The 22,833-nt window shown below is 28.0% G+C and carries 21 protein-coding genes and 1 other annotated feature; of the genes, 20 read left to right on the top strand and 1 reads right to left on the bottom strand.

Going from position 1 to position 22,833, the window contains the following annotated elements; translation table 11 throughout:
* The first annotated feature begins 1 nt into the window (after position 1).
* The 4 genes from ACZJV1_RS04155 to ACZJV1_RS04170 all read left to right on the top strand — a co-directional run bounded on the left by ACZJV1_RS04155 (position 2) and on the right by ACZJV1_RS04170 (position 3,317).
* On the top strand, positions 2–1,372 hold the full coding sequence (locus tag ACZJV1_RS04155) for a SpoVR family protein (protein ID WP_460286311.1): 1,371 nt from the start codon (positions 2–4) through the stop codon (positions 1,370–1,372).
* 312 nt (positions 1,373–1,684) lie between these two features.
* A complete protein-coding gene (locus tag ACZJV1_RS04160; RefSeq protein ID WP_460286312.1) occupies positions 1,685–2,227 on the top strand; it encodes a rubrerythrin family protein in 543 nt (180 codons plus the stop codon).
* A gap of 11 nt (positions 2,228–2,238) precedes the next feature.
* Positions 2,239–2,985 (top strand): hypothetical protein, encoded by a 747-nt coding sequence (locus tag ACZJV1_RS04165; protein WP_460286313.1) that lies wholly within the window; start codon positions 2,239–2,241, stop codon positions 2,983–2,985.
* Positions 2,967–3,317 (top strand): hypothetical protein, encoded by a 351-nt coding sequence (locus tag ACZJV1_RS04170; protein ID WP_460286314.1) that lies wholly within the window; start codon positions 2,967–2,969, stop codon positions 3,315–3,317. The genes ACZJV1_RS04165 and ACZJV1_RS04170 overlap by 19 nt, the downstream gene beginning before the upstream one ends.
* A 79-nt stretch (positions 3,318–3,396) precedes the next feature.
* On the opposite strand, the gene pssA is transcribed toward ACZJV1_RS04170, so the two are convergent.
* On the bottom strand, positions 3,397–3,918 hold the full coding sequence (pssA, locus tag ACZJV1_RS04175; protein ID WP_411169996.1) for a CDP-diacylglycerol--serine O-phosphatidyltransferase: 522 nt from the start codon (positions 3,916–3,918) through the stop codon (positions 3,397–3,399).
* A gap of 276 nt (positions 3,919–4,194) precedes the next feature.
* Here pssA and ACZJV1_RS04180 point away from each other — a divergent pair, with 276 nt between their 5' ends.
* The 16 genes from ACZJV1_RS04180 to ACZJV1_RS04255 all read left to right on the top strand — a co-directional run bounded on the left by ACZJV1_RS04180 (position 4,195) and on the right by ACZJV1_RS04255 (position 22,759).
* A complete protein-coding gene (locus ACZJV1_RS04180) occupies positions 4,195–5,076 on the top strand; it encodes a YegS/Rv2252/BmrU family lipid kinase (RefSeq protein ID WP_411169997.1) in 882 nt (293 codons plus the stop codon).
* Positions 5,077–5,149: 73 nt separating this feature from the next.
* Positions 5,150–5,791, top strand: coding sequence for a hypothetical protein (locus ACZJV1_RS04185; RefSeq protein ID WP_460286315.1), 642 nt, complete (start codon positions 5,150–5,152; stop codon positions 5,789–5,791).
* A gap of 396 nt (positions 5,792–6,187) precedes the next feature.
* Positions 6,188–7,444: a magnesium transporter MgtE N-terminal domain-containing protein gene (locus ACZJV1_RS04190; RefSeq protein WP_463651527.1), complete on the top strand. Its 1,257-nt coding sequence runs from the start codon at positions 6,188–6,190 to the stop codon at positions 7,442–7,444.
* A 74-nt stretch (positions 7,445–7,518) separates the two neighbouring features.
* Positions 7,519–7,751, top strand: a binding site (T-box leader).
* A 58-nt stretch (positions 7,752–7,809) separates the two neighbouring features.
* Positions 7,810–8,718, top strand: coding sequence for a cysteine synthase A (cysK, locus tag ACZJV1_RS04195; RefSeq protein ID WP_463651528.1), 909 nt, complete (start codon positions 7,810–7,812; stop codon positions 8,716–8,718).
* Between the two features lie 38 nt (positions 8,719–8,756).
* Positions 8,757–9,341, top strand: a complete 585-nt coding sequence (gene epsC, locus ACZJV1_RS04200; protein ID WP_460286318.1) for a serine O-acetyltransferase EpsC — start codon at positions 8,757–8,759, stop codon at positions 9,339–9,341.
* An 8-nt stretch (positions 9,342–9,349) separates the two neighbouring features.
* Positions 9,350–10,339, top strand: coding sequence for a tRNA epoxyqueuosine(34) reductase QueG (queG, locus tag ACZJV1_RS04205; protein WP_463651529.1), 990 nt, complete (start codon positions 9,350–9,352; stop codon positions 10,337–10,339).
* A gap of 34 nt (positions 10,340–10,373) precedes the next feature.
* Complete coding sequence (locus ACZJV1_RS04210) at positions 10,374–11,078, top strand: lysophospholipid acyltransferase family protein (RefSeq protein ID WP_463651530.1); 705 nt, start codon at positions 10,374–10,376, stop codon at positions 11,076–11,078.
* An 8-nt stretch (positions 11,079–11,086) separates the two neighbouring features.
* Positions 11,087–11,737 carry an endonuclease III gene (gene nth, locus ACZJV1_RS04215; RefSeq protein WP_463651531.1) on the top strand — a complete coding sequence of 217 codons (651 nt, stop codon included), beginning with the start codon at positions 11,087–11,089 and terminating at the stop codon, positions 11,735–11,737.
* A gap of 304 nt (positions 11,738–12,041) precedes the next feature.
* Positions 12,042–12,941: a D-alanine--D-alanine ligase gene (locus ACZJV1_RS04220; protein WP_411170005.1), complete on the top strand. Its 900-nt coding sequence runs from the start codon at positions 12,042–12,044 to the stop codon at positions 12,939–12,941.
* A gap of 179 nt (positions 12,942–13,120) precedes the next feature.
* On the top strand, positions 13,121–15,220 hold the full coding sequence (locus tag ACZJV1_RS04225) for a sodium-translocating pyrophosphatase (protein WP_463651532.1): 2,100 nt from the start codon (positions 13,121–13,123) through the stop codon (positions 15,218–15,220).
* Positions 15,221–15,394: 174 nt separating this feature from the next.
* Entirely contained in the window at positions 15,395–15,781 is a 387-nt protein-coding gene (locus ACZJV1_RS04230) for a BlaI/MecI/CopY family transcriptional regulator (RefSeq protein WP_463651533.1), read from the top strand.
* A gap of 1 nt (position 15,782) precedes the next feature.
* On the top strand, positions 15,783–17,300 hold the full coding sequence (locus ACZJV1_RS04235; protein WP_463651534.1) for a hypothetical protein: 1,518 nt from the start codon (positions 15,783–15,785) through the stop codon (positions 17,298–17,300).
* Between the two features lie 459 nt (positions 17,301–17,759).
* Positions 17,760–18,473, top strand: a complete 714-nt coding sequence (locus ACZJV1_RS04240) for a response regulator transcription factor (protein ID WP_460286326.1) — start codon at positions 17,760–17,762, stop codon at positions 18,471–18,473.
* Complete coding sequence (locus ACZJV1_RS04245) at positions 18,463–20,031, top strand: sensor histidine kinase (protein ID WP_463651535.1); 1,569 nt, start codon at positions 18,463–18,465, stop codon at positions 20,029–20,031. The genes ACZJV1_RS04240 and ACZJV1_RS04245 overlap by 11 nt, the downstream gene beginning before the upstream one ends.
* A 70-nt stretch (positions 20,032–20,101) precedes the next feature.
* Positions 20,102–21,043, top strand: coding sequence for a glycoside hydrolase family 25 protein (locus tag ACZJV1_RS04250; RefSeq protein WP_460286328.1), 942 nt, complete (start codon positions 20,102–20,104; stop codon positions 21,041–21,043).
* 273 nt (positions 21,044–21,316) lie between these two features.
* Entirely contained in the window at positions 21,317–22,759 is a 1,443-nt protein-coding gene (locus ACZJV1_RS04255) for a VanW family protein (protein ID WP_463651536.1), read from the top strand.
* Positions 22,760–22,833: the final 74 nt, after the last annotated feature.

Raw genomic sequence — 22,833 nt, forward strand, 5'->3', positions numbered from 1 at the left:
TATGGAATACAATGTTAGTACTCTAGAAGAGTGGAATGAAATTATAGAAGAAAAGGCAAGAGAGATGGGACTTAAATTTTATCCACAAGAGTTTGAAGTAATAGGGTTTAATGAGATGCTAGGATATGAAGCTTATGTTGGTATGCCATCTAAATATCCTCATTGGAGCTATGGGAAAGCTTATGATAAAAATAAAACATTATACTCATTAAATATGACTGGATTACCTTATGAAATGGTTATAAATTCAAACCCTTGTCTTGCATATTTAATGAGAGAAAACACCTTGCTTTTACAAATATTAACTATGGCACATGTTTATGGACATAATGATTTCTTTGCAAATAATAGAATGTTTGTAGAGGGAACTAATGCAAAAGGTGCTTTAGAAATGTTTAAATTAGATGCAGAGATAATTAGAGGATATATAAATGATCCAAGTATAGGCTATGAGAAGGTTGAAAAAATATTAGATGCAGCACATGCAATTAAATTTCAAATACCTAGAGTGGTTGGAGTTAAAGAATTAAATAGTGAGGAAATAAAAGAAAGTAAAATTGCTGAATATTATTCAAAAAAAGAAAATAGAGGAATATTAGATTCTAATGAAGAAATTCCTTTTCCAGATGTATCTAAAATACCAGTAGAACCTTGTGATGATGTTTTAGGATTTTTAATAAGATATACTACTTTAGAAGAATGGGAAAAAAATATATTAAGAATAGTAAGAAGAGAAACACAATATTTTTTACCTCAAATAGAAACAAAAATAATGAATGAAGGTTGGGCAAGCTTTTGGCACTATAATATATTAAAAGAGCTAAATTTAAATGATGGATTACATTTTGAATTTTTAAAAAGGCATAATGATGTAGTAGCACCTATGGTTGGTGGTCTAAACCCGTATTATATAGGATTTAAAATATTTCAAGATATTGAAAAAAGATTTGGTATAGAAAAAATATTTGAAGTTAGAAAAACAGAAAGAGATAGTTCTTTCTTAAGACGATACTTAACAAGAGATCTTTGTGAAGAACTTAATTTATTTCAATATGTTAAAAAGAGCTTCGATTATGTAATTGAAGAGATATCAGATGAAATTGGGTGGAAGAAAATAAGAGATCATCTAGCAGATACCTGTGGTATTGCATCTATTCCATATATAAGGGTAACTGATTTAAATAGAAGAGATTTAACTTTAACACTAGAACACTTTTTTGATGGCCGTGAGCTTGAAATGTCATATGCTAAGGAAACCTTAAAATATCTTCAAGATCTATGGGGACATAAGGTAAGGCTTATAACAAAGACAAAAGAAGGAAAAGAAATAGAAATATCTTGTGATGAAGATAGGAAAGTTTCTATTAATTAGCTAATAGTTATATTTAAAATAAAGGCGAAGATAAATAGAATATGTGTAGTAAGCATATAGTGAGCAGTTAGAAGTACTTGGTGAAGGAAGAACTACTAGACCTTAGAGTTGTTGGTTTGTTTGAGTGTAGCGAATTTAAGCAAAACTCTTGGCATAGTAGTTTTTCGGAGCCTAGTACTTCTTTGCGTAGCTATTTAGCTTATGGAACATGTCTATTTATCGTAGCTCTTATATTCTCAATTTATTACTTAAGGGCACACTTAAATATGAGGTTGCATAAATTATAAGTGTATAAATTTTTAGGAGATAGAAATGGACTTTAAGGGAAGTAAAACTGAACAAAATCTTTATAAGACCTTTGCAGGGGAATCTAGAGCAAGAAATAAATATAATTTATATGCTGAAAGAGCAAGATTAGATGGATACCAATGGGTAGCAGAAATATTTGATGAAACAGCACATAATGAATTTGCTCATGCTAGAGAATCTTATGGAACATTTTTAAATTTAATAGGATGTACTAAAGATAACTTATTAGACTGTATTTTAGGTGAAACAGAGGAATATAAAATTATATACAAAGGGTTTGAAGAAGATGCAAGAGCAGAAGGGTTTATGGAAATAGCTGATTTTTACAAAGAGTTAGCTGAAACAGAAGAAAAGCATGCAGAAAGATTTAAAGCATTATACGATAAAATTGAAGATGGTACTATGTTTAAGAGCTCTGAAGAATCATTATGGATATGTATGAATTGTGGATATATCCATGAGGGAAAAGAAGCACCATTAGTTTGCCCACTATGTAAATATCCAAGAGCATACTTCAAACCATACTGTAAGGTTACAAATTCTTAAGGAGGCAGGTTATGTTTATATCAATACCAAAAGAGTTCTTTGTACCTGTATTGTTTAGTGAAGAGTTTAGATATAATTTTGAATCAAATACAATGGAATATGATACAGAAGAAACTACAAATGAAGAAGAAATATTTAAAAATAGTAGAAAAAGGTTAGCTGATATAGATTATATTGCAGATAAAAAGGATACTGAAGAAACAGAGGAAATTGTAGAGGATAACTTAAAAAATATAGAAAATGAAATTATAGAAGATTTTATTTTAAGGTATATAAAGGAATTTATGCGATATACTGAGGAGCTAAAGGAATATAGAGCTTTTGATAGTAATGAAGAAGAAATAATAAATCAATTAAACTTTCATGTAAAGAAGTTTAGAAATATTTATAATGAATATATAAATTTAATTTACAATACTAGAAAGCCATTATCTAAACCTGATATAGAAAGAATAATAAATCATTATGTTGGAGAAATTCATGGTGTTTATGATAAACATTTAAATTCATTAGATTGCAAAAAAATAGATTGTGAGCACATTGAAAATAAGGCAGAGGAAGTAGTTAATGATACAAAAGATGTATTAGAGCATTATATGAGAAAATTAAATTATAGTAATAATGATGACGAATGTAAGAAGCATAAAGATGTAGAAGAAGAATTTAAATATAGTGATAATGTTTTTAATATAGCAGATGATGAATTTATAAAGGGGATGAAGAGGGAAGAGGTGATTGATTGGGGTATAAAGATTTAATTAGAGGACAATATAACGAAATCAATAACTTAACTAACTTACTTAGTTCTATGGTTAATTCATATAGGCTATTAATTGGAGGCGCAAACGAATTAAATAATATATCAGAGGCTAAAAAAAGCCAAGTTAAAGAAGCTGTTGAAAGGGCAGATGATTTAGGTGATATAATAGATGAAATTATAAAGACAATAGAGGAGTGTAGTACTTCTTATACAAAATATTGTAAAATTAAAAAACAATTTATTGAGGAAAAGACAAATAAACATAATATATTAACAGAGATAGATTTTGATTTAGATTTTGATAATTCAGAAAGAGAAGGTGAAGAATAAAAAATAAAGCTATTCCAATTTTTTATTGAAATAGCTTTATTTTTATTGAAATAGCTTTTTGCTTTTATCATATTTGTGACTAAAGTTTTTTTAATTTAAATGTACTTACCATAAGATATGAACCAAGTGCTAGAAGTATTATTGGAATCCATGGAGTCAATTTATAATTTACTGTAAAAAATACAAATATAGCCATGAAACTTCCGGCAATAGTTATAGGAACTCCTGTAAATACTCCATCAAATGAAGATGTATTATATCTAGCTAATCTATAGGCTCCACATATAGGGAAGGCTAATAAAACGGCAAAACCTATTATTCCAGCTGGTCCTACCTTTGCTAAATCATACATTAAGAAGATAAGTATAGATGGTGCAACTCCAAAGGATACTAAATCAGCTAATGAATCTAATTCCTTTCCAAGTTCACTAGAAACATTTAGCCATCTAGCCACTCTTCCATCATATCTATCTACAAGGCCTGCTATTAATATAAAGAAGCAAGCGAATAAATAATTTTGATCAAAAGTGTATAAAATAGATATTATGCCACATGATAAATTAATAAATGTAAAAACATTTGGAATACAACTCTTTTTCATAAAATCACTCCTGGTTTAAACCATTAATATTATTTATTTTCTAATCTCTGTTGTCAATGCAATATTATATCACATATTTATAATAAATATAAGATATTTAAAGGTTAAATTAATTATTAAGGTAAAATTAAGAATTATAATTAATAATTAATTTGATTTATATGTAAAATATAGTAATATACTATATATAAATATATGAATCATTATATTTATTGTATGGAATTATATAATTTTTATAATTGGAATATAATACAAAATTAGCCTAGGAGGGGTACTGTGAAAAAAGTAAAATTTATTTATAACCCATACTCGGGAGAAAATCTAATATTAGATAAACTAGACAAGGTTATAAAAATACATCAGAATGCAGGGTACACTATAGTACCGTATAGAATAGATAAAGACGAGGATGTTATAAATGCTTTTAATGACTTTAAAGATAATAACTATTATTATATTCTAATAGCTGGTGGAGATGGAACAATAGATAATGTAGTTAATGCAATGGCTAAGTCGGGAATTTCAATACCAATAGGAATATTACCAGTGGGAACTGCAAATGATTTTGGGAAATTTTTAGGTATGCCATCTGATATCGGAAAGGCATGTAAACAAATATTATCATCAGAAGTAACTTCTGTAGATTTAGGAAGTATAAATGATAAGTATTTTGTTAATGTAGCAAGTACAGGATTGTTTACAGATGTATCACAAAAAACAGATGTTAACTTAAAAAATACTATAGGTAAGCTGGCATATTATTTAAAAGGATTAGAAGAGCTTCCTAACTTTAGAAAACTTGACATAAGTATTAGATCAGAAGAAATGACATATGAAGGAAAAATGTACTTTATGCTAGTTTTTAATGGTCAAACGGCTGGTAATTTTAAGTTAGCTACAAGAGCAGATGCAACAGATGGACAGCTTGATGTAATTATATTTAAAGCTATTCCTATAATAGAATTAATCCCTCTATTTGTTAAAATGTTAAGAGGCGAACATCTAGATTCAGATAATGTTATTTATTTTAAAACAAATAATCTATATGTAGAATGTAATGAGAATATAGTTACTGATATAGATGGAGAAAAAGGGCCAGATTTTCCACTTCATATAAAATGCATAAAAGGTGGACTAAAAATTTTAGGAGTAAAATAATATAAAGTTAGAATAAAATAAGAAATTTATTAATAATTATAAATAGCAGGAATATAAAAGGGTGGGGGATTAGTTGTTAGAATTTAGCTATTTATGTCTTTTGCTATTTACAATTACATTTATATTATATTTAGAAAAAAGGAATTTAGATTTATCACCTAAAAAGATAAAATTATTTGTAAGTATATCATTAATGCCACTAATATTAAGATATATTGTACTACTACTTGGGGTATTTATAGAAAAGCAAGGGATAATATACTTTTTAAAGTACTACGTATTTTTTAACTATTTTAGTGTACCATTAATAATACTATCAGCTTTATATATTTTCTTAAGAAATGAAAAGCAGAAGTTTAATAGAAATTATATTTTTATGATAATTTTAGCTTTATTATATGTTGCATTAGTATATACATATAAAATTAGCATAAGTATAACTAATAATTTTGGATTTGTTATTTCATTAAAAGATGGAATGATACCAATTTTAATATATTTAATTATAATAGCTTCTTTATCAGTATTTATATTAATTAATTTAGATAAACCATTTAGTAATAAAGTTGGGATGAGGATACTTTTAATAAGCTTAATGCTATATATAATAGAGTATATTTTGCTTTTAGGTGGAATAAATATATATCCATATCCAATAATTGGAGAAGTATTAATATTAGGTTGTTTATTAAAAGCAATATGCACATTTAAATAATTATTTAAATAAAAAGTGAGAGTTAATTTTTAACTCTCACTTTTTATAATTTATTCTTTATAGTAGTTTAAGTGTGGATAGTAACTTTATGGCGACTTTGAGAGAAGCGACGGATCAAAAAATTACTATCCACACTAAATACATTTCTCATTTAAAGAAAATAGGTTGCCTTTTTAGCAGGATTTAATATAATATAGTATTGGAGACGTTATGTATAATAAAATTAAAAATTATTTATTCTAAATAAATAAGGGGTGAATTTAAAATGGAGGGTGTCCCTCAGAGTAGTAACTTATCAAAATTGAATATTGGAACTTTAGAGGAGATAGACTTCATTATAAATTAGGTTTTATTATATTTATTGTCTAACTCCTCTAAAGGTGAGGAGGAAAAGATATGAAGAGACTATCAGTATTTCTATACACAAATATCTTAGGAAGAAAAATATACGATGAGTTTGACGAAAGTATAGGAGAACTTAAAGATATTTATGTAACTACTGAAGATGGCTATCCAAGGGTAATTGGGTATAAGGTGAAAAGAGATGGATATACTTTTCACTATGAATTTAGAAGTATTGCTTTTTATCAACAAGATAATAAGATAAAAATAGTTACAAGGGGAAGTAAAGAAATACTTCCAAGAACATATTCTTATCTTTTGTCAGAACACTTACTAGATAAAAAGATAGTAGATATAAATGGAAGGCAAGTAGTTAGAGTTGATGACCTAAGAATAGCTGAAATTGCTGGAGAATACAAGGTAATAGCTGTTGAAACAGGTCCTCTTGCAAGATTTAGAAGAATGAACTGTACAAAGCTTGGAAGCTTTATATATAAGATTCTTAAAAAAGATTATGAAGATAGAGTTTTAATGTGGGATGATGTTGAGTCCTTAGAAATGGTAAATAACAATTTGCAAATATCGGTACCATATAAAAAACTTTCAACACTTCATCCAGCAGACTTAGCTGATATATTAGAAAACTTAGATGCTAGTTCAAGAAAACAAATTTTTGAGTCATTAGATGAAGATTTAGCAGCAGATACTTTAGAAGAAATAGAACCAGAATATAAGGGTAGCATAATAAAAGATTTAAGTGAAACAAAGGCAGCTGAACTTCTAGAAAATATGCCTAATGATGAAATTGCAGATATATTAGATGATTTAGATGATGAAGAAAGAGAAAAAATACTTGTAAACCTAGAAAGAGAAGATGCTGAAGAAGTAAAAGAGCTTTTAAGCTATGAGGATGAAGCTGTTGGTAGTATAATGAGTACAGATTTTATTTCATTTAATTTAGATATAACAATAGGTGAAATAATTGATATATTAAGGGAAATGGAAGAACCAGAAGAAGAGGAATTATATAGAATTTATATTACTGATGAAGAAGATAGAATATTAGGTTCTATTAACCCAGCAGATTTAATTTTAAATAAACCTAATGTTAAGGTTAGGGATATAATGAGTGAGAATATAAATGTTATACGACATGATGCAAATGTAGACGAGGCAATTGAACTTGCAGCTAAATATGATTTATTATCAATACCTGTAATTGATGAAGATGATAAATTAATAGGTGCTGTAAATTCTCATGATTTAATAGATGAAATATTATATCCACTTTGGAAGAAAAAGATAAAATAGAAAAAATTAAGTGGGTTGACAATTAAATGCTTAAGCATATAATGAAAATATAAAACTTACTAAAGTACTCAGAATTAAAAACTGTGAAAAAGAGAAGTAGTATAGAGTCGGGTTACAGAGAGGAAAGCATGCTGAGAGCTTTTTACCTATAATTTATATGAAGTGCACTTTGGAGTTGAAGTTTGAATTATAGTAGGACTTTCCGGTATCATCCGTTATAATGATAATGCATTAATTTGCATTAATGAGTGAGATTAAATTATTAATCTAATTAGAGTGGAACCACGGAGTTAACTTCGTCTCTATATTGTTTAGAGACGAAGTTTTTTGTATTTTAAGTTTAACTAAGTTAGTAGGAGGAAAAGATGATATATAATGGAGTATTAGAGCTAATAGGAAAAACGCCAATTTTAAAATTAAATAACCTAATAGATGAAAATAGCGCAGATGTTTATGTTAAGTTAGAAAAATATAATCCAGGTGGAAGCATTAAGGATAGAGCAGCATTAGGAATGATTGAAAAAGCAGAAAAAGAAGGTCTTTTGAAAGAAGGCTCAATAATAGTAGAACCAACAAGTGGAAATACTGGAATAGCTTTAGCAATGATAGGTAGACTAAAAGGATATAAGGTTATAATAGTTATGCCAGACAGTATGAGTAAGGAAAGAAGAGACTTAATAAAGGCATATGGAGCAGAGCTTATATTAACTGATGGAGCAGAAGGTATGAATGGAGCTATAGAAAAGGGAAAAGAGCTAGCTAAACAAGATAATTACTTTATGCCACAACAATTTGAAAATTTAGCAAATCCAGAAAAGCATTATGAAACTACCGCCGAAGAAATATGTTCTGAAATAAATGACTTAGATGTATTCGTTGCTGGCGTAGGAACAGGTGGGACCATAACAGGAGTAGGAAGAAAACTTAAAGATAATATAAAAGGAATAAAAATAATAGCAGTAGAACCAATTAAGTCACCAGTATTAAGTGGTGGAAAAGCAGGAGCTCATAATATACAGGGATTAGGTTCAGGATTTATACCAGAAATATATAATCCAGAATGTATAGATGAAGTTAAGAAGGTTTCAGATGAAGATGCTTTTAGGTTAACTAAAGAAATTGCGGTTAAAGAAGGAATATTACTAGGTATATCATCAGGAGCAGCTATATTTGCAGCTTTAGAAGAAGCGAAGAAATTAGGTAAGGGCAAAAAGGTTTTAGCAATAGCACCAGATGGTGGAGAAAAGTATATATCAATGGGAATTTATGATTAATATTAGCTATAAGTAATTTTAACAAAGGGGGAATAGCTGTGTTTGAAAAATTAAGATACGATATAAATAATATATATAAAAGTGACCCAGCTGCAAGAAGTAAATTCGAAGTACTTTTGTTATATCCTTGTATTCACGCTATTATAGCATATAGAATAGCACATTTTTTATATAATCATAAGTGTTTTTTTTGTGCAAGGCTATTATCGCAAATGGCTAGATTCATAACTGGAATAGAAATTCATCCGGGAGCTAAAATTGGAAAAGGACTATTTATAGATCATGGTATGGGAGTAGTAATAGGAGAAACAAGTGAAATCGGAGATAATGTTACTATATATCATGGAGTTACTCTTGGAGGAACAGGAAAAGAAAAAGGAAAAAGACATCCAACTGTTGAAGATGATGTTATAATCGGTGCAGGAGCAAAAGTTCTAGGACCTATAACTTTAAAAAAAGGATCTAGGGTTGGAGCTAACACTGTAGTTTTAAAAGAAGTTCCTGAAAAGGCTACTGTTGTTGGATGCGCAGGAAGAAATATTATAAAGAATATTAATGATATAATTGAAGTAATAGATGAAGATGGAAATAGAAAAACAATATATAATAATATGATTATATAGAGGTTATTATGATTAAAGAAAATATAATAAACTATTGTAACTCATTAGGTTTAGATACCTTAGGTTTTATAAAATGTAGGGAATTTACAGAACTTAAGGATTTCTTTTATGAAAGAAGAAAACAAGGTCTAGAAAATGAGTTTGAAGAAAAAGATATTGAAAAGAGAATTAATCCTTTAAATTATATGAATGAAGGGAAAACTATTATATCAATAGCTTTCCCTTATCTTCATGATGTAGATTATTTTGATAATGGATTTTCAGTATATACAAGAGGTATGGATTATCATAAAGTAGTAAAATCATACTTAAGCAAGATATGTGAATATATTGAAAATATTGGGGGAAAAGCTATTTCATTTGTGGATAATAATTTTTTACCTGAAAGATATATTGCTTATTTGGCAAGAGTGGGGTTCATTGGTAAAAATAATTTAATAATTACAGAAAAGTATGGATCATATGTATTTTTAGGAGAAATAATAACAGACTTAGAAATAAATTGTGATGAGGAAAGAAGTTTCAATGAAATTTCTTTATTTAAAGAATGTGGAGAGTGTCAATTATGTTATAAAAGCTGTCCAAGTAAAGCTATAAATGCATATAGAAAAAATAGCAATATATGTGTTTCATATTTTACTCAAAAAAAAGATTTAGAAGATAAACATGTAAAATTATTAAAGGGAAGAGTCTTTGGATGTGACAGTTGTCAAACAAGTTGTCCATATAACAATAATATAGGATTTTCCAATATAAATGAGTTTTATCCATTTGAATTTATGAATAGAGAAAATACTATAGAGTTAGCTAACATAAATACTAGAGAGTTTAAAGAGACCTTTTTAAATACTTCTTGTGGTTGGAGAGGAAGAAATGTGTTAAAAAGGAATGCTTTAATTAAAATGAAAGATAATAATGGAGATATTAGTGCAATAAAAACAGATTCTCCTTATTTAAAAGATTATGTTAATAGACTTTTAAATATTAATAAAATATAATATTACATATAATAATAGGAAGTGAGGGAGAATAATGCTATCACCAACATTAGTAAAGGTAATAAATGTTTTGCCAGAGTCATTAGTAGTAAAGATAACAAAGAGTATTATAAATAAGTATTTTAAAAAATATGCAAATATTAAAATAGAGGGATTTGAAAATATAGAAAAAGCAAAGGGACCTAAAATATTCATATGCAATCATTTAAGTAATGCAGATGGATTAATATTAGATAAAATTCTTAGAAAAGAGTATGATCCAACCTTTGTTGCAGGAGTAAAACTTTCCAATGATCCTGTAACTAGACTAGGGACTGCAATGATAAAAAATGTAGGAATTAAACCAAATTCTGCAGATAAAGAGGCTATTACAAAGATAGTTAAGCTTGTTAAAGGTGGAGAAAATCTAGTTATTTTCCCAGAAGGAACAAGAAGTAGAGTTGGATCTATGATTGAAGGTAAAAAGGGAATACTATTAATAGCAAGACTTACAAAAGCACAAATAATACCAATTGGTATGTATGGAACAGAAATACTTTTACCTATAAATAAAGATGGAGATATGGGTGGAGAAAAGTTTAATTATGCAGACGTAAATATTAAATTTGGAGAACCTATAGAACTACCTTTAAAGGAAACGGATGAAGATAAGCATGCTTTTGATGAAAGATCTATGTTATACATAATGAAGTCAATTGCTAATTTACTACCTGAAAAATATAGAGGAATATATAAATAGGTGATTTTATGAAGCAAAGAACAAAAACTATATTAGAGATACTAAAAGAAGAATATCCAGATGCAAAATGCGAATTAAATCACAAATCTGCATTTCAACTTTTAGTTGCAACTATACTATCAGCACAAACTACAGATAAAAAGGTAAATGAAGTAACAGAAACCTTATTTAGAGATTATCCAGATTTAGATGCATTTCTAAAATTAGATGTAGAAGAGCTAGAAGAAAGAATAAAACAAATTGGACTTTACAGAAGTAAAGCAAAGAATTTAATAATGATGTGTAATCAGCTTAAAGAAAAATTTGGTGGAGAAGTTCCAAACACAATGGAAGAGATAACATCATTAGCAGGAGCAGGAAGAAAAACTGCAAATGTAGTTTTATCAAATGCTTTTGGAGTACCGTCTATAGCTGTTGATACCCATGTATTTAGAGTTTCAAATAGATTAGGTCTTGCAGATTCTGATAATGTATTAGAAGTAGAAAAGCAACTTCAAAAAGAACTTCCTAAAAAAGAATGGAGTTTAGCTCATCATCTTTTAATATTTCATGGAAGAAGATGCTGTATAGCTAGAAATCCAAAATGTGAGCAATGTAGATTAACAAAACAATGTAAGTATTATAAGGAAATTAAGAAAAAGGAAATAAAAAAGAAATAAAAAAGAAATAAAAGATTATAAAGTTTATTTTAAATTAGGATTTGTTAGATATTTTTGTTGATATGATAGTTACAAATCACATATGAGCAAGTTTTTAGAATTTCATTATTTATGTAGTAAATAATAGAAATTCTTAACGTAGCAAATTAGTGATGAAGTAACCATCATATCAACATTTTCCTTTAAAAGAGACTAAATTAAAAATTTCTAGCTGATATGATTAAATTTATATAAACTGATACTTACAATCTAGTCAGTTATTTTATATAATAAACTAGATTTAAATTTAATTGGAGGTCTTGAAATGAAAGTTGGAGTTTTAATGGGGGGAATATCTTCAGAAAGAGAAGTATCATTAAATAGTGGAAACTCTATGATGCAACATATAAATAAGGAAAAGTATGAAGTGGTTCCTGTTGTTATAGATAAAAAAGAAGATGTTATAGAAAAGGTAAAAGGTTTAGATTTTGCTTTACTTGCACTACATGGTAAATTTGGTGAAGATGGTACTGTTCAGGCAGTATTACAAACATTAGGTATTCCATATTCAGGATGTGATACATTAAGCAGTTCATTATGTATGGATAAAGATTTAACTAAAACAGTATTAAAGGCTAATGGAGTAAGAACTGCAAGGTGGTTAAATGTTAAATCAGTAGAAGAAATTGATTATAATAAAATAGAAGAAATTGGATATCCAGTTTTTATAAAACCTACTAATGGTGGATCTAGTGTTGCAACATTTAAGATAACAAAAAAAGAAGATGTTGAAAATGCAGTTTTAGAAGGACTGAAATGGGACAAAGAGGTTATGATAGAAGAATTTATTAAAGGTGATGAAATAACTTGTCCAGTTTTTGAAAATGAAATGTTCCCAGTTCTTGCAATAAAAGCAAAAACTGATTTCTATGATTATGAACAAAAGTATTCTGCAAATGGAGCTGAACATTATGCAATAAATTTAGAAAAAAATCTTCATAAAGAAGTAGAAAAGATGGCACTAGACACATATAAAGCATTAAAATGTTCTGTATATGCTAGAATTGATATGATAATTACAGAAGATAATGTTCCATATGTATTAGAAGTAAACACTTTACCAGGAATGACAGCAACAAGTCTTTTCCCACAAAGTGCAGCTGAAAAAGGAATAAGCTATACTGAATTTATAGATATGATAATAGAATATTCATTAAAAAAATAAAATATATAGTAAAAGTTTATATTAATATTTAGATAGGTGTGATTTTAAAATAATAAAATCATACCTATTTTTTATATAAGTAAATTATGAAAATTTAATTATTAATCAAAGTATTTTCCAAAAAAATGAAACGTATAATAAAGTGAGGTCTATATATTTGTATAATAGGAGGAATTATTATGAATTTCATTTTCTTAGTTTTAATTGGATCTATTTTAGGACTACTATTTGCAGTTTATCAAGGTTACTTTATATTAAAACAAGATGAAGGAGACGAGAAGATAAAGGGCATTTCAGAAAACATTAAAAAAGGGGCAAACGCATATTTAACTAGACAATATAAAGGAGTAGCAATATTCTTTATTTTAATGTTTGTTATATTTTTTATATTAAGTACCTTAGGATATGTTTCAATATTTGTACCTTTTTCTTTTATTATTGGAGGATTCTTATCAGGTCTTAGTGGATTTATTGGAATGAAAGTTGCAACAAATGCAAATGGAAGAACAACAACAGCAGCTAAAAAGAGTTTAAATGGAGCTTTAAAGGTTTCTTTTAAAAGTGGATCTGTAATAGGAATTGTAGTTGTTTCATTAGGATTACTTTATATAGGATTAGGATATTTATTTTTAGATTGGTATTATAGAGATTTAATAGAGGCAGAACGTATAATTCAAATTACTTCCAATATATTAACTTTTGGTATTGGGGCGTCTTCTATGGCTTTATTTGCAAGAGTTGGTGGAGGAATATTTACTAAAGCTGCAGATGTAGGAGCCGACTTGGTTGGTAAGGTTGAAGTTGGTATTCCAGAGGATGATCCAAGAAATCCAGCAGTTATAGCAGATAATGTAGGCGACAATGTTGGGGATGTTGCCGGAATGGGAGCAGATTTATATGAATCTTATGTGGGAGCTTTAGTTTCATCTTGTGCTTTAGCAGTAGCAGCAGGTTTATCTACAAAGGGGGTAGCAGTTCCTTTATTAGTTGCAACGTTAGGAATATTGGCATCTATATTTTCTACATTCTTTGTTAAAGCAAAAGAAGATGCAACTCAAAAAAATCTTTTAAAGGCTTTAAGAAGAGGTGTATATATATCATCAATAATTGTAGCTGTAGGATCATTTTTTATAGTAAAGGTTGTATTAGGAACTGAGAGTATAGGAATTTATTTTAGTATATTATCAGGACTAATTGCAGGAATATTAATAGGATTTTTTACAGAATATTATACTTCAGACAACTATAATCCAACAAAAAAATTAGCTGATATGACTAAAACTGGTCCAGCAACTACAATAATTGGAGGATTATCCTTAGGAATGGTATCTACTGCAATTCCAGTAATTATTGTTTCTTTATCAGTTTTAATAAGCTTCAATTTGTCAGGAGGAGCAAATGATTTTAATTTAGGTTTGTATGGTATAGCTATTTCAGCAGTAGGTATGTTATCAACTTTAGGAATAACTTTAGCTACTGATGCTTATGGACCAATTGCAGATAATGCAGGCGGAATAGCAGAAATGTCAAATCAGGATCCAGAAGTTAGAAAAAGAACAGATGCATTAGATTCCCTAGGAAATACAACAGCAGCAACTGGTAAGGGTTTTGCCATAGGATCAGCAGCGTTAACTGCTCTTGCATTTATTGCAGCTTATAAGGACTCAATTGAAAATATAGTGAAGAGTGGAGCTTATAAATTCGAATTTAATTTATCGATATTAAATCCACAGGTACTTATAGGGCTATTTATTGGAGGAATGGTAACATTTTTATTTTCTTCAAAGACAATGGATGCAGTTGGACGAGCTGCCTCTAAAATTGTTGTAGAAGTAAGAAGACAATTTAAGGAGATTCCAGGTCTTATGGAAGGAAAATCAGAGCCAGATTATGCTGCTTGTGTTGATATTTGTACAAAATCAGCTCAAAGAGAACTTATAACCATAGCTATAATAGCGATAGTAACACCACTTGTTGTTGGATTATTATTAGGACCTAATGGTGTAGCAGGGTTACTTGCAGGTTCTACAGTAACCGGTTTTGCAGTTGCAATTATGATGTCAAATTCAGGTGGAGCCTGGGACAATGCTAAAAAGTATATAGAGTCAGGAGTTTTAGGTGGAAAGGGATCAGATTGTCATAAGGCGGCTGTAGTTGGTGATACAGTAGGAGATCCATTTAAAGATACTACAGGACCATCAATAAATATATTAATTAAGCTTATGTCAATGGTATCAATAGTTTTTGGAACTTTAATTTTAGCTTTTGGTATTCTTTAATTTAATATAATTTTCAATATATAAGGGAGGCTATGAAATCGAGCTTCCCTTATGTTTTAAATAAAAATAATTAGAAAAATGTGAAAATGTTAACAGGAATATATTGACAACGATTAATTACAAGCGTAAACTCAATATATAAATTACGAATGTAGTCAATGGGGGTTGATATTTATGAGTAAGTTACCTAGAATATCTGATGCAGAATGGGAAGTTATGAAAATAATTTGGAGATTAGAAGAAGTGACTTCAAGTGAAGTAATTGATAATCTTAAAGATAAGCAAAATTGGAAAAATACTACAATAAAAAGCCTTATAAGTAGGTTATTAAATAAAGAGGCTATAGGATTTAAAAAAGTAGGAAAAGAATATTTTTATTTTCCACTTGTATCTGAAGAAGAATGTATAAAAGAAGAAATGGAATCTTTTTTAAATAAAGTTTTTAATGGTTCATTGAATAGCATGTTACTTAGCTTTATTAAATCAAATAATTTAACAAAAGAAGAGATAAGGGAGTTAAAAGATGCTTTAAATATGCGTTATGCATTGGAGGAAAAATAAAATGAATTATCTTAAAGGCTTCAGATTTAAAGATTTATTGTTTGGAATAGTTATAATCACAGTTTTAATTTTAGTAGGAATTGGGATAGCTTATAAAGTTAACAGTAAGGGTATAACTCAAATTGATAATAAAAAAGTTACTAGTATTTCTATCAAGGTAATGCCATCATCACCTAAACAAAAAGTTATAGATAATAAAAATGATATTGATAAGATAATAAAACATGTAAATTCAATAAAAGTAAAAGAAAAAAAGCAAGAACTTTATAAAGGGTGGGAAATTAATATATCAATTTTAGGGGAAGAAAATTACGATATTAGCTTTATAGGAGAATGTATTGATGTAAATGGAATTCAATATAAAGTAAGTAAAGATGAAATTGAAAAGTTAAGAAGGTTATATGATAGCTTAAATTGTGATGAAACAGATATATTCGATAAAATGGATGAAAAACTAAATTATACTAGCTTAATTAAAGGATTAATAAATAATAATTTAAAGATAGAAGAAATAGATAAAAGGACTTCTGCAGCAAAGGAGAATGGATATAGTGCTGATATTTATAATCTAAAAATAAATGATGAAGATGTATTAGTGTATGAATATAATGATGCTAAAGCTTCATTAAGTGAAGCAAATCTTATTAATGAAGATTCATTAAGGGAAATAAGCTATGCAGATGAATATATAATAATAGATAGATTAAAGCTACTTTCTATTAATAATGTATATTTAAAGGTCAATCTTGTTTGTTTATATGATGGAGATTCAACAGAAATCAAAGAAGGATTACAATCACTTTTAGGCGAACCATTAATAAAGCAAATTAAAGATCAATTAGTAATTTCAGATAGTAGTATAATCCTTAGATATCCAGCAAACTGGGATTATTATCAAACTCCAAAGGAAATACTTATAGGAGAAGATTCTTATAAAATAGATACTAGATATATAGAAACTAATAAAAATATATGTGAAGTTGAAATTAAAAGAGATGATTTAATATATAAAATGAGAAAGTTTGATGAAGATGAGCTTAATGTTAATTGGATTTCAAAAATTGATAGTAATAATAAAGAATTTTCAACTCGCATATCTAGAGATGATTTTATAAGAGTTAAGAGATTGCGAAACACTTATGTTGACATTAATAAAGTTTATCCAGAAATTGAAATTGACTCAAGTGATAAAACTTTAATTGGAAGAAAGTTATATGAAGAATATATAAAAATGCATACTACAAATTGGATGTTTCCTTTAGATAATGATATTGATGAAGAGCCTAAGGTATTAGTTATAGATAGTAAGATTAATGATGTTAAATTATCGACTGATGGAAACAATATATTTACTGTAGATATATCCTATGATGTTCAGGCTCCTAATGAATATGAGGGATGGTATGCTGGAAATGGAGTAATAGAAGAAGATAATTGGATAAGAAATAAATTTCATTTTGCTGATATAGAAAAGGTAGGAGAAAATAGATATAGAATTATTAATTTATATACTGGTTAATTAAACTGAAAAATAAATAGTTAATAGAAATACTGCATTATTAAAAGTGCAGTATTTTTTGTTAGTAAAGTATAAAAGTTTTAAAAATGTGATTATATAAGGATTTTAGTAATTCAATGTTAAAAAGTAGAGTTATTTTATGCTTTCCTTACCTTCAAGTTTGTAAGTGGATATATGTAAGTTTGCATTGACTTGGAGCGCAGCGGCGGAATAAGTAAACTTACATATGTCCACTTTCTTGAGTGAAAGACAGGGAAATATCATATTTAGGTAACTTTAAGCTAAGATACGGAATAAGCAAAATACTATTTATTATATAATTAAGGTTTTTTTAAGGAATAATAAAGTTTAATATTAAGATATTTTAACTACAATATAGATAAATAGTTAGAGTAAAAAATTAAAAGAATTCTTCTTTTATGTTAAACTAATTTTAGAAGTAGAGAGGAGTGGATTTTTTTGAGTAAAGAAAGAATTTTAATAGTTGATGATGAAAAGGAAATTAGAGATTTAATAGATATATATTTAAAGGGTGAAGGATATGACACAATAAAAGCAGAAAATGGTGAGGAAGCATTAAATATGCTTGGAAACAATGATGTGGATTTAATAATTCTAGATATAATGATGCCGAAGGTAAATGGGATAGAGGTTTGCTTAAAAATAAGAGAGGAAAGAGAAATGCCTATAATTATGCTTTCAGCTAAATCTGAGGATATGGATAAGATACTTGGTTTGAATACAGGAGCAGATGATTACTTAACAAAACCATTTAACCCACTAGAATTAGTTGCTAGAGTTAAATCACAACTAAGAAGATATAAAAGATTTAATAAAACTATAGTGAAAGAAGAGTTAAAGTTTGAAGAGGAAAATATTTTAGAAATTGATGATATAAGCATAAACTTAGAAACTCATGAGGTTTTTAAAGAAGGGGAAGAAATAAAGCTTACACCTACTGAATTTGATATATTAGTTTTACTTGGAGAAAATAGGGGGAAGGTATTTAGTATAGAAAATATATATAACAGTGTATGGAAGCAAGATTTTATGCAATCCGATAATACAGTTATGGTTCATATAAGAAAGGTAAGGGAAAAGATTGAGGAGGATCCTAGAAAGCCAAAATTTATAAAAACTGTATGGGGGGTAGGATATAAAATTGATAGGTAGAAAGAAAGAAGAGAAAAAAGAGAAAGTTAAAAAAGAAAGAGTAAGTTTAATAAGAGGAATAAGAAATCTTATAGTAAAAATTTTTTATAAATTCTACAACTCTAGAATAGGAATTAAAATTAAAGAATTATTAGAATGGATTTACAGAAGAATAGAAAAAAGTATAAGATTTGAGCTTATGGTTGTTTTTGCAATATGTTTTATATCTTCTTTTATGTTTTATGGATTTGCAAACAATATGCTATCTAAAAATAAAACAATAACAAGGCTTGAGTATGATATTGGAGAAGTTCAAGCAGAAGCAAACTCCATAGTTAGAGAATTAAGTGGTGACTATGGCGAAAAAGTAGAAGGATTAGATGATACTAAACACATAAATAATATATTACAACGTTATAATGGTGAAAAAACAAAAATATATATAACAGATTTAGATGGTAAAATATTATTTAAAGTAAATGGGGAATTTGAAGAAAAGGTAGATATATATGCAGTTATAGACAAAAGTAATTCTGTAAAAGATGATGGAAGTGAAAGGGTGTTTCTTTACCCTGTTACTATAGGAGGAGATAGAGCTTATCTTATATATTCAAAGATACCTACTCCATATATTTCGAATGATTACTATGTAGAGGAAAATTCATTTTTAGCCCTTGTATTATCAGTTATTATGTTTATATCTATATTCATAATAATAACAAATAAGAAAATGAAGTACATAGAAGAAATCGCATCAGGATTACGAGTTATATCAAATGGAGATTTATCATACAGAATAGAAGAAAGGGGAAAAGATGAAATAAAGAAACTAGCTGAAAATATAAATAATATGGCAGAAGAAATAGAAACTAGTATTGAAAGTGAAAGAAGAGCAGAAAAGACTAAAGGTGAACTTATAACAAATGTTTCACATGATTTAAGAACTCCATTAACATCTGTAATGGGATATATAGGTTTAGTGAAAGATGGAAAATATGAAGATGAAAACATGATGAAGGAATATCTAAATATAGCTTTTAATAAGTCAAATCAGCTTAAAGAGCTAATAGAGGATTTGTTTGAGTATACAAAGCTTAATAACAAAGGAATAGCTTTAGAAAAAACCAAAGTTAATATAGTAGAGTTTCTATCTCAAATTATAGAAGAATATATTCCTATATTTGAAGAAAATCAAATTGAGGTAGTAAAAAAATTTGTAGAGGAAAAAAGTATTGTAGAAATTGACGCAGGAAAGATGGTAAGAGTTTTTGAGAACTTATTTTCAAATACAATTAAATACTCTTTTAAACCAGGAAATGTTATAGTATCTGCATATGAAAATAGTGGTTTTGTAAATATAGTAATAAGAAATAAGGGAGAAAATATTCCTAAGGAAAAGGTTGAAAGGCTATTTGATAGATTTTATAGAGTTGACGAAGCAAGAAATTCTAACACAAAGGGTAGTGGATTAGGACTTGCTATATCTAAGAATATAGTTGAACTTCATAATGGTAGTATATGGGCTGAGTGTGTTGGTAATGATGTAAGCTTCTTTATAAAGTTAAAATCAATTAGATAGTAAATAAAAGTAACCTTTAAGAAAGAAATTAATAAATTAATATAGAGATTATTTTTTTCTTGGAGGAGAAATGCAAAATAAAAATCCTAATAGTAGATTTGGAATAGACATAAATGAATATACACAAAGTGTTGATTTTCAAACTTTAGCAAAAACTATAGATTTTCTTTATGTAAGAGCATCAGGTTCAGGAGGAGGAAGCTTTAGAGTTGATAAGAAATTTTTAGAGTTTGCTAAAGCAGCTAGAAATTACGGAATACCAGTAGGAGCATATCATTATGCTTTACCTTCATATGATTTGACTACTGCAGATTCTCAATGTGATGATTTCATAAACATATTGCAAGAAGGTTTTGGTCAAAAGAACTATGGAGATTTATTTCCAGTATTAGATGTTGAAGCACCAATAGACAATAAAATAAGCACAAAAGCATTGATAGATTGGATAGAAAGATTTAGGAAAAGATTCGAAAAAAAAACTAGAAGAAGACTTATGCTATATACAGGAGCATTCTTTATAGAGCTTTATAATGATTTCAAACTACCTAATGGAACTCAACCACTTAAAACTATGCCTTTATGGATAGCTATGTATACACATGTGGAAATTAATCCAGATTATCCACCAAATTTAGGCGGATGGACTAGATGGAGAATTTGGCAATTTAGTGATAGACAAATTGTTAATGGAGTTGGAAACCCTGTTGATGCAAACTGGGGGCCTGATAGTGTAGATCTACTTATTCAGCCTAGGCAAGTAAGAGGATTAAATGCCATTAAAGAGGGAGGATTATTAAAGGTTTCTTGGATGAAGAATACTGATGTAGATTTACTAGGTTATAATATCTTTGAAAATGGATATTGGATTGGGACTGTAGATAAAGGTGATACTAGTTTTCAAATAAGACTATCAGAATTACCAGTTAAAACGACATCACCAGTTACCATAAGTATAGAAGCTTTTGATTATGATGGAGAGACCTCTCAAGTTAGGAGTAAGGTTACGGTATAGGGATATTTGAAATTAAAAAATAAAAATATTATAAGCCTGTAATGTTAAGTTAGTTTTAATATTATAGGCTTTTTTATTTTATAGCTTATTTAATAATAAAATGTCCACTTTCTTATTAAGTAGTTAATTTAAGTCAAAGATTTTATTTATATAAATATTTTAAATTTAACTATAGAATACAATACAATATTAATGATATATTATTATTGTATTTATAAATTAAAGTTCAATTTTCATAGTTTTATTAAGATTAATTAGGAAGGAGTGGTGAAATTGGAGAAAAAGGAAAAAAATAATAAAAAAGCATTATTTGTCAAAAATAAAAATACATTAATGTTTGCAGGAATTATAATAATAGTAATGATAATAGGAATTATAGGATATGCTTTTTCAGCTAATAATAGAGTAGCTTCATGGGAAAATAAAATCTATCCTGGAATTAGTGTTTATGGTGTTGATTTAAGCGGTTTAAATAAAGAAGAAGCTATAAGCTTATTAAATGAAAAATTATCAGGTCTAATAATGGACAAGAAACTAGATGTTATAGTTGGAGACAAAAAAGTAGAATTATCTTATAAGGAAATACAACCTAAATATGATACCGAAGCTATTGCAGAAGAGGCTTTTAATTATGGAAAAAGTGAAGGTATGTTTTCTAAAAATTCACTTATTAGAAAGAAAAAGATTAATAATATAGATGCTAAGATTTCATATGATGAAGAAATTCTAAAAACTTTTGAAGATAAGGTTAAGTCTGAAGTTAATATAAATCCTAAGAATGCTAAAATAGAAATAAGTTCAGGCAACATAGTGATTACTCCAGAAGTTTCAGGAAAGAAAATAGATGAAGAAGAGCTTCATACTAAATTAGTTGAAAATATTAATGGAGATCCAACTAATATTGTTGAATTAACTTTTGAATTAAAAGAAGAAGAGGCAAAAGTAAAAGAAGATGATCTTAAGAAAATAACTGGCAAAATAAGTGGGTATAGCAATAGCTATAGGGATACAGGTGATGGAAGAGTAAGGAATATGCAAATTGCAGCAGAAACAGTTAATGGAACTATTGTTATGCCAGGAGAAGAATTTAGTTATAATGCTTTAATCGGAGACACTACACCAGATAAAGGATATGAAAAGGCTAACACTTATGTAGGAAATAAGATAGTTCCTGATTATGGCGGAGGAATCTGTCAAGTATCAACTGCTTTGTATAGAACGGCAATGAGAGCAAACTTAAGATCTACAGAAAGAGCAAATCATTCCTTAACGGTTTCATATTCAGAACCAGGATTAGATGCAACAGTTGCTTATGGATTTGTAGATTACAAATTTAAAAATTCATATGATTTTCCAATATATATACAAGGATATGTAGGGGGAGGATCAGTATCATTTAATATATATGGTAATGTTGAAGCTATGGAAGGAAAAACTTACGAATTAGTAAATGAAGTTCACGAAAAGTATAATCCTGAAGTAAAATATGAAAATGATTCTACTATGGATGAAGGTACTGAAAAAGTTGTTGTTAATGGAATGCCTGGATATAAGGCGAGTTCTTATCAAATAACATATAAAAATGGAGCTGAGATTTCAAGAGACTTTATAGCAACAGATATTTATTTAACAACTGATACTGTTATAAAAAAAGGAACAAAAAAGAAAGAAGTACCAAAGCAAAGTCCTACTGAAACACAAAAACCACAACAATAATATATAGAGAAAATAGAATGGCACAAAGAAATTGGCTATTCTATTTTTTTATAAATAATTAAATATTTTTTTAG

The sequence above is a fragment of the Clostridium sp. LS3 genome (genome assembly GCF_055330225.1).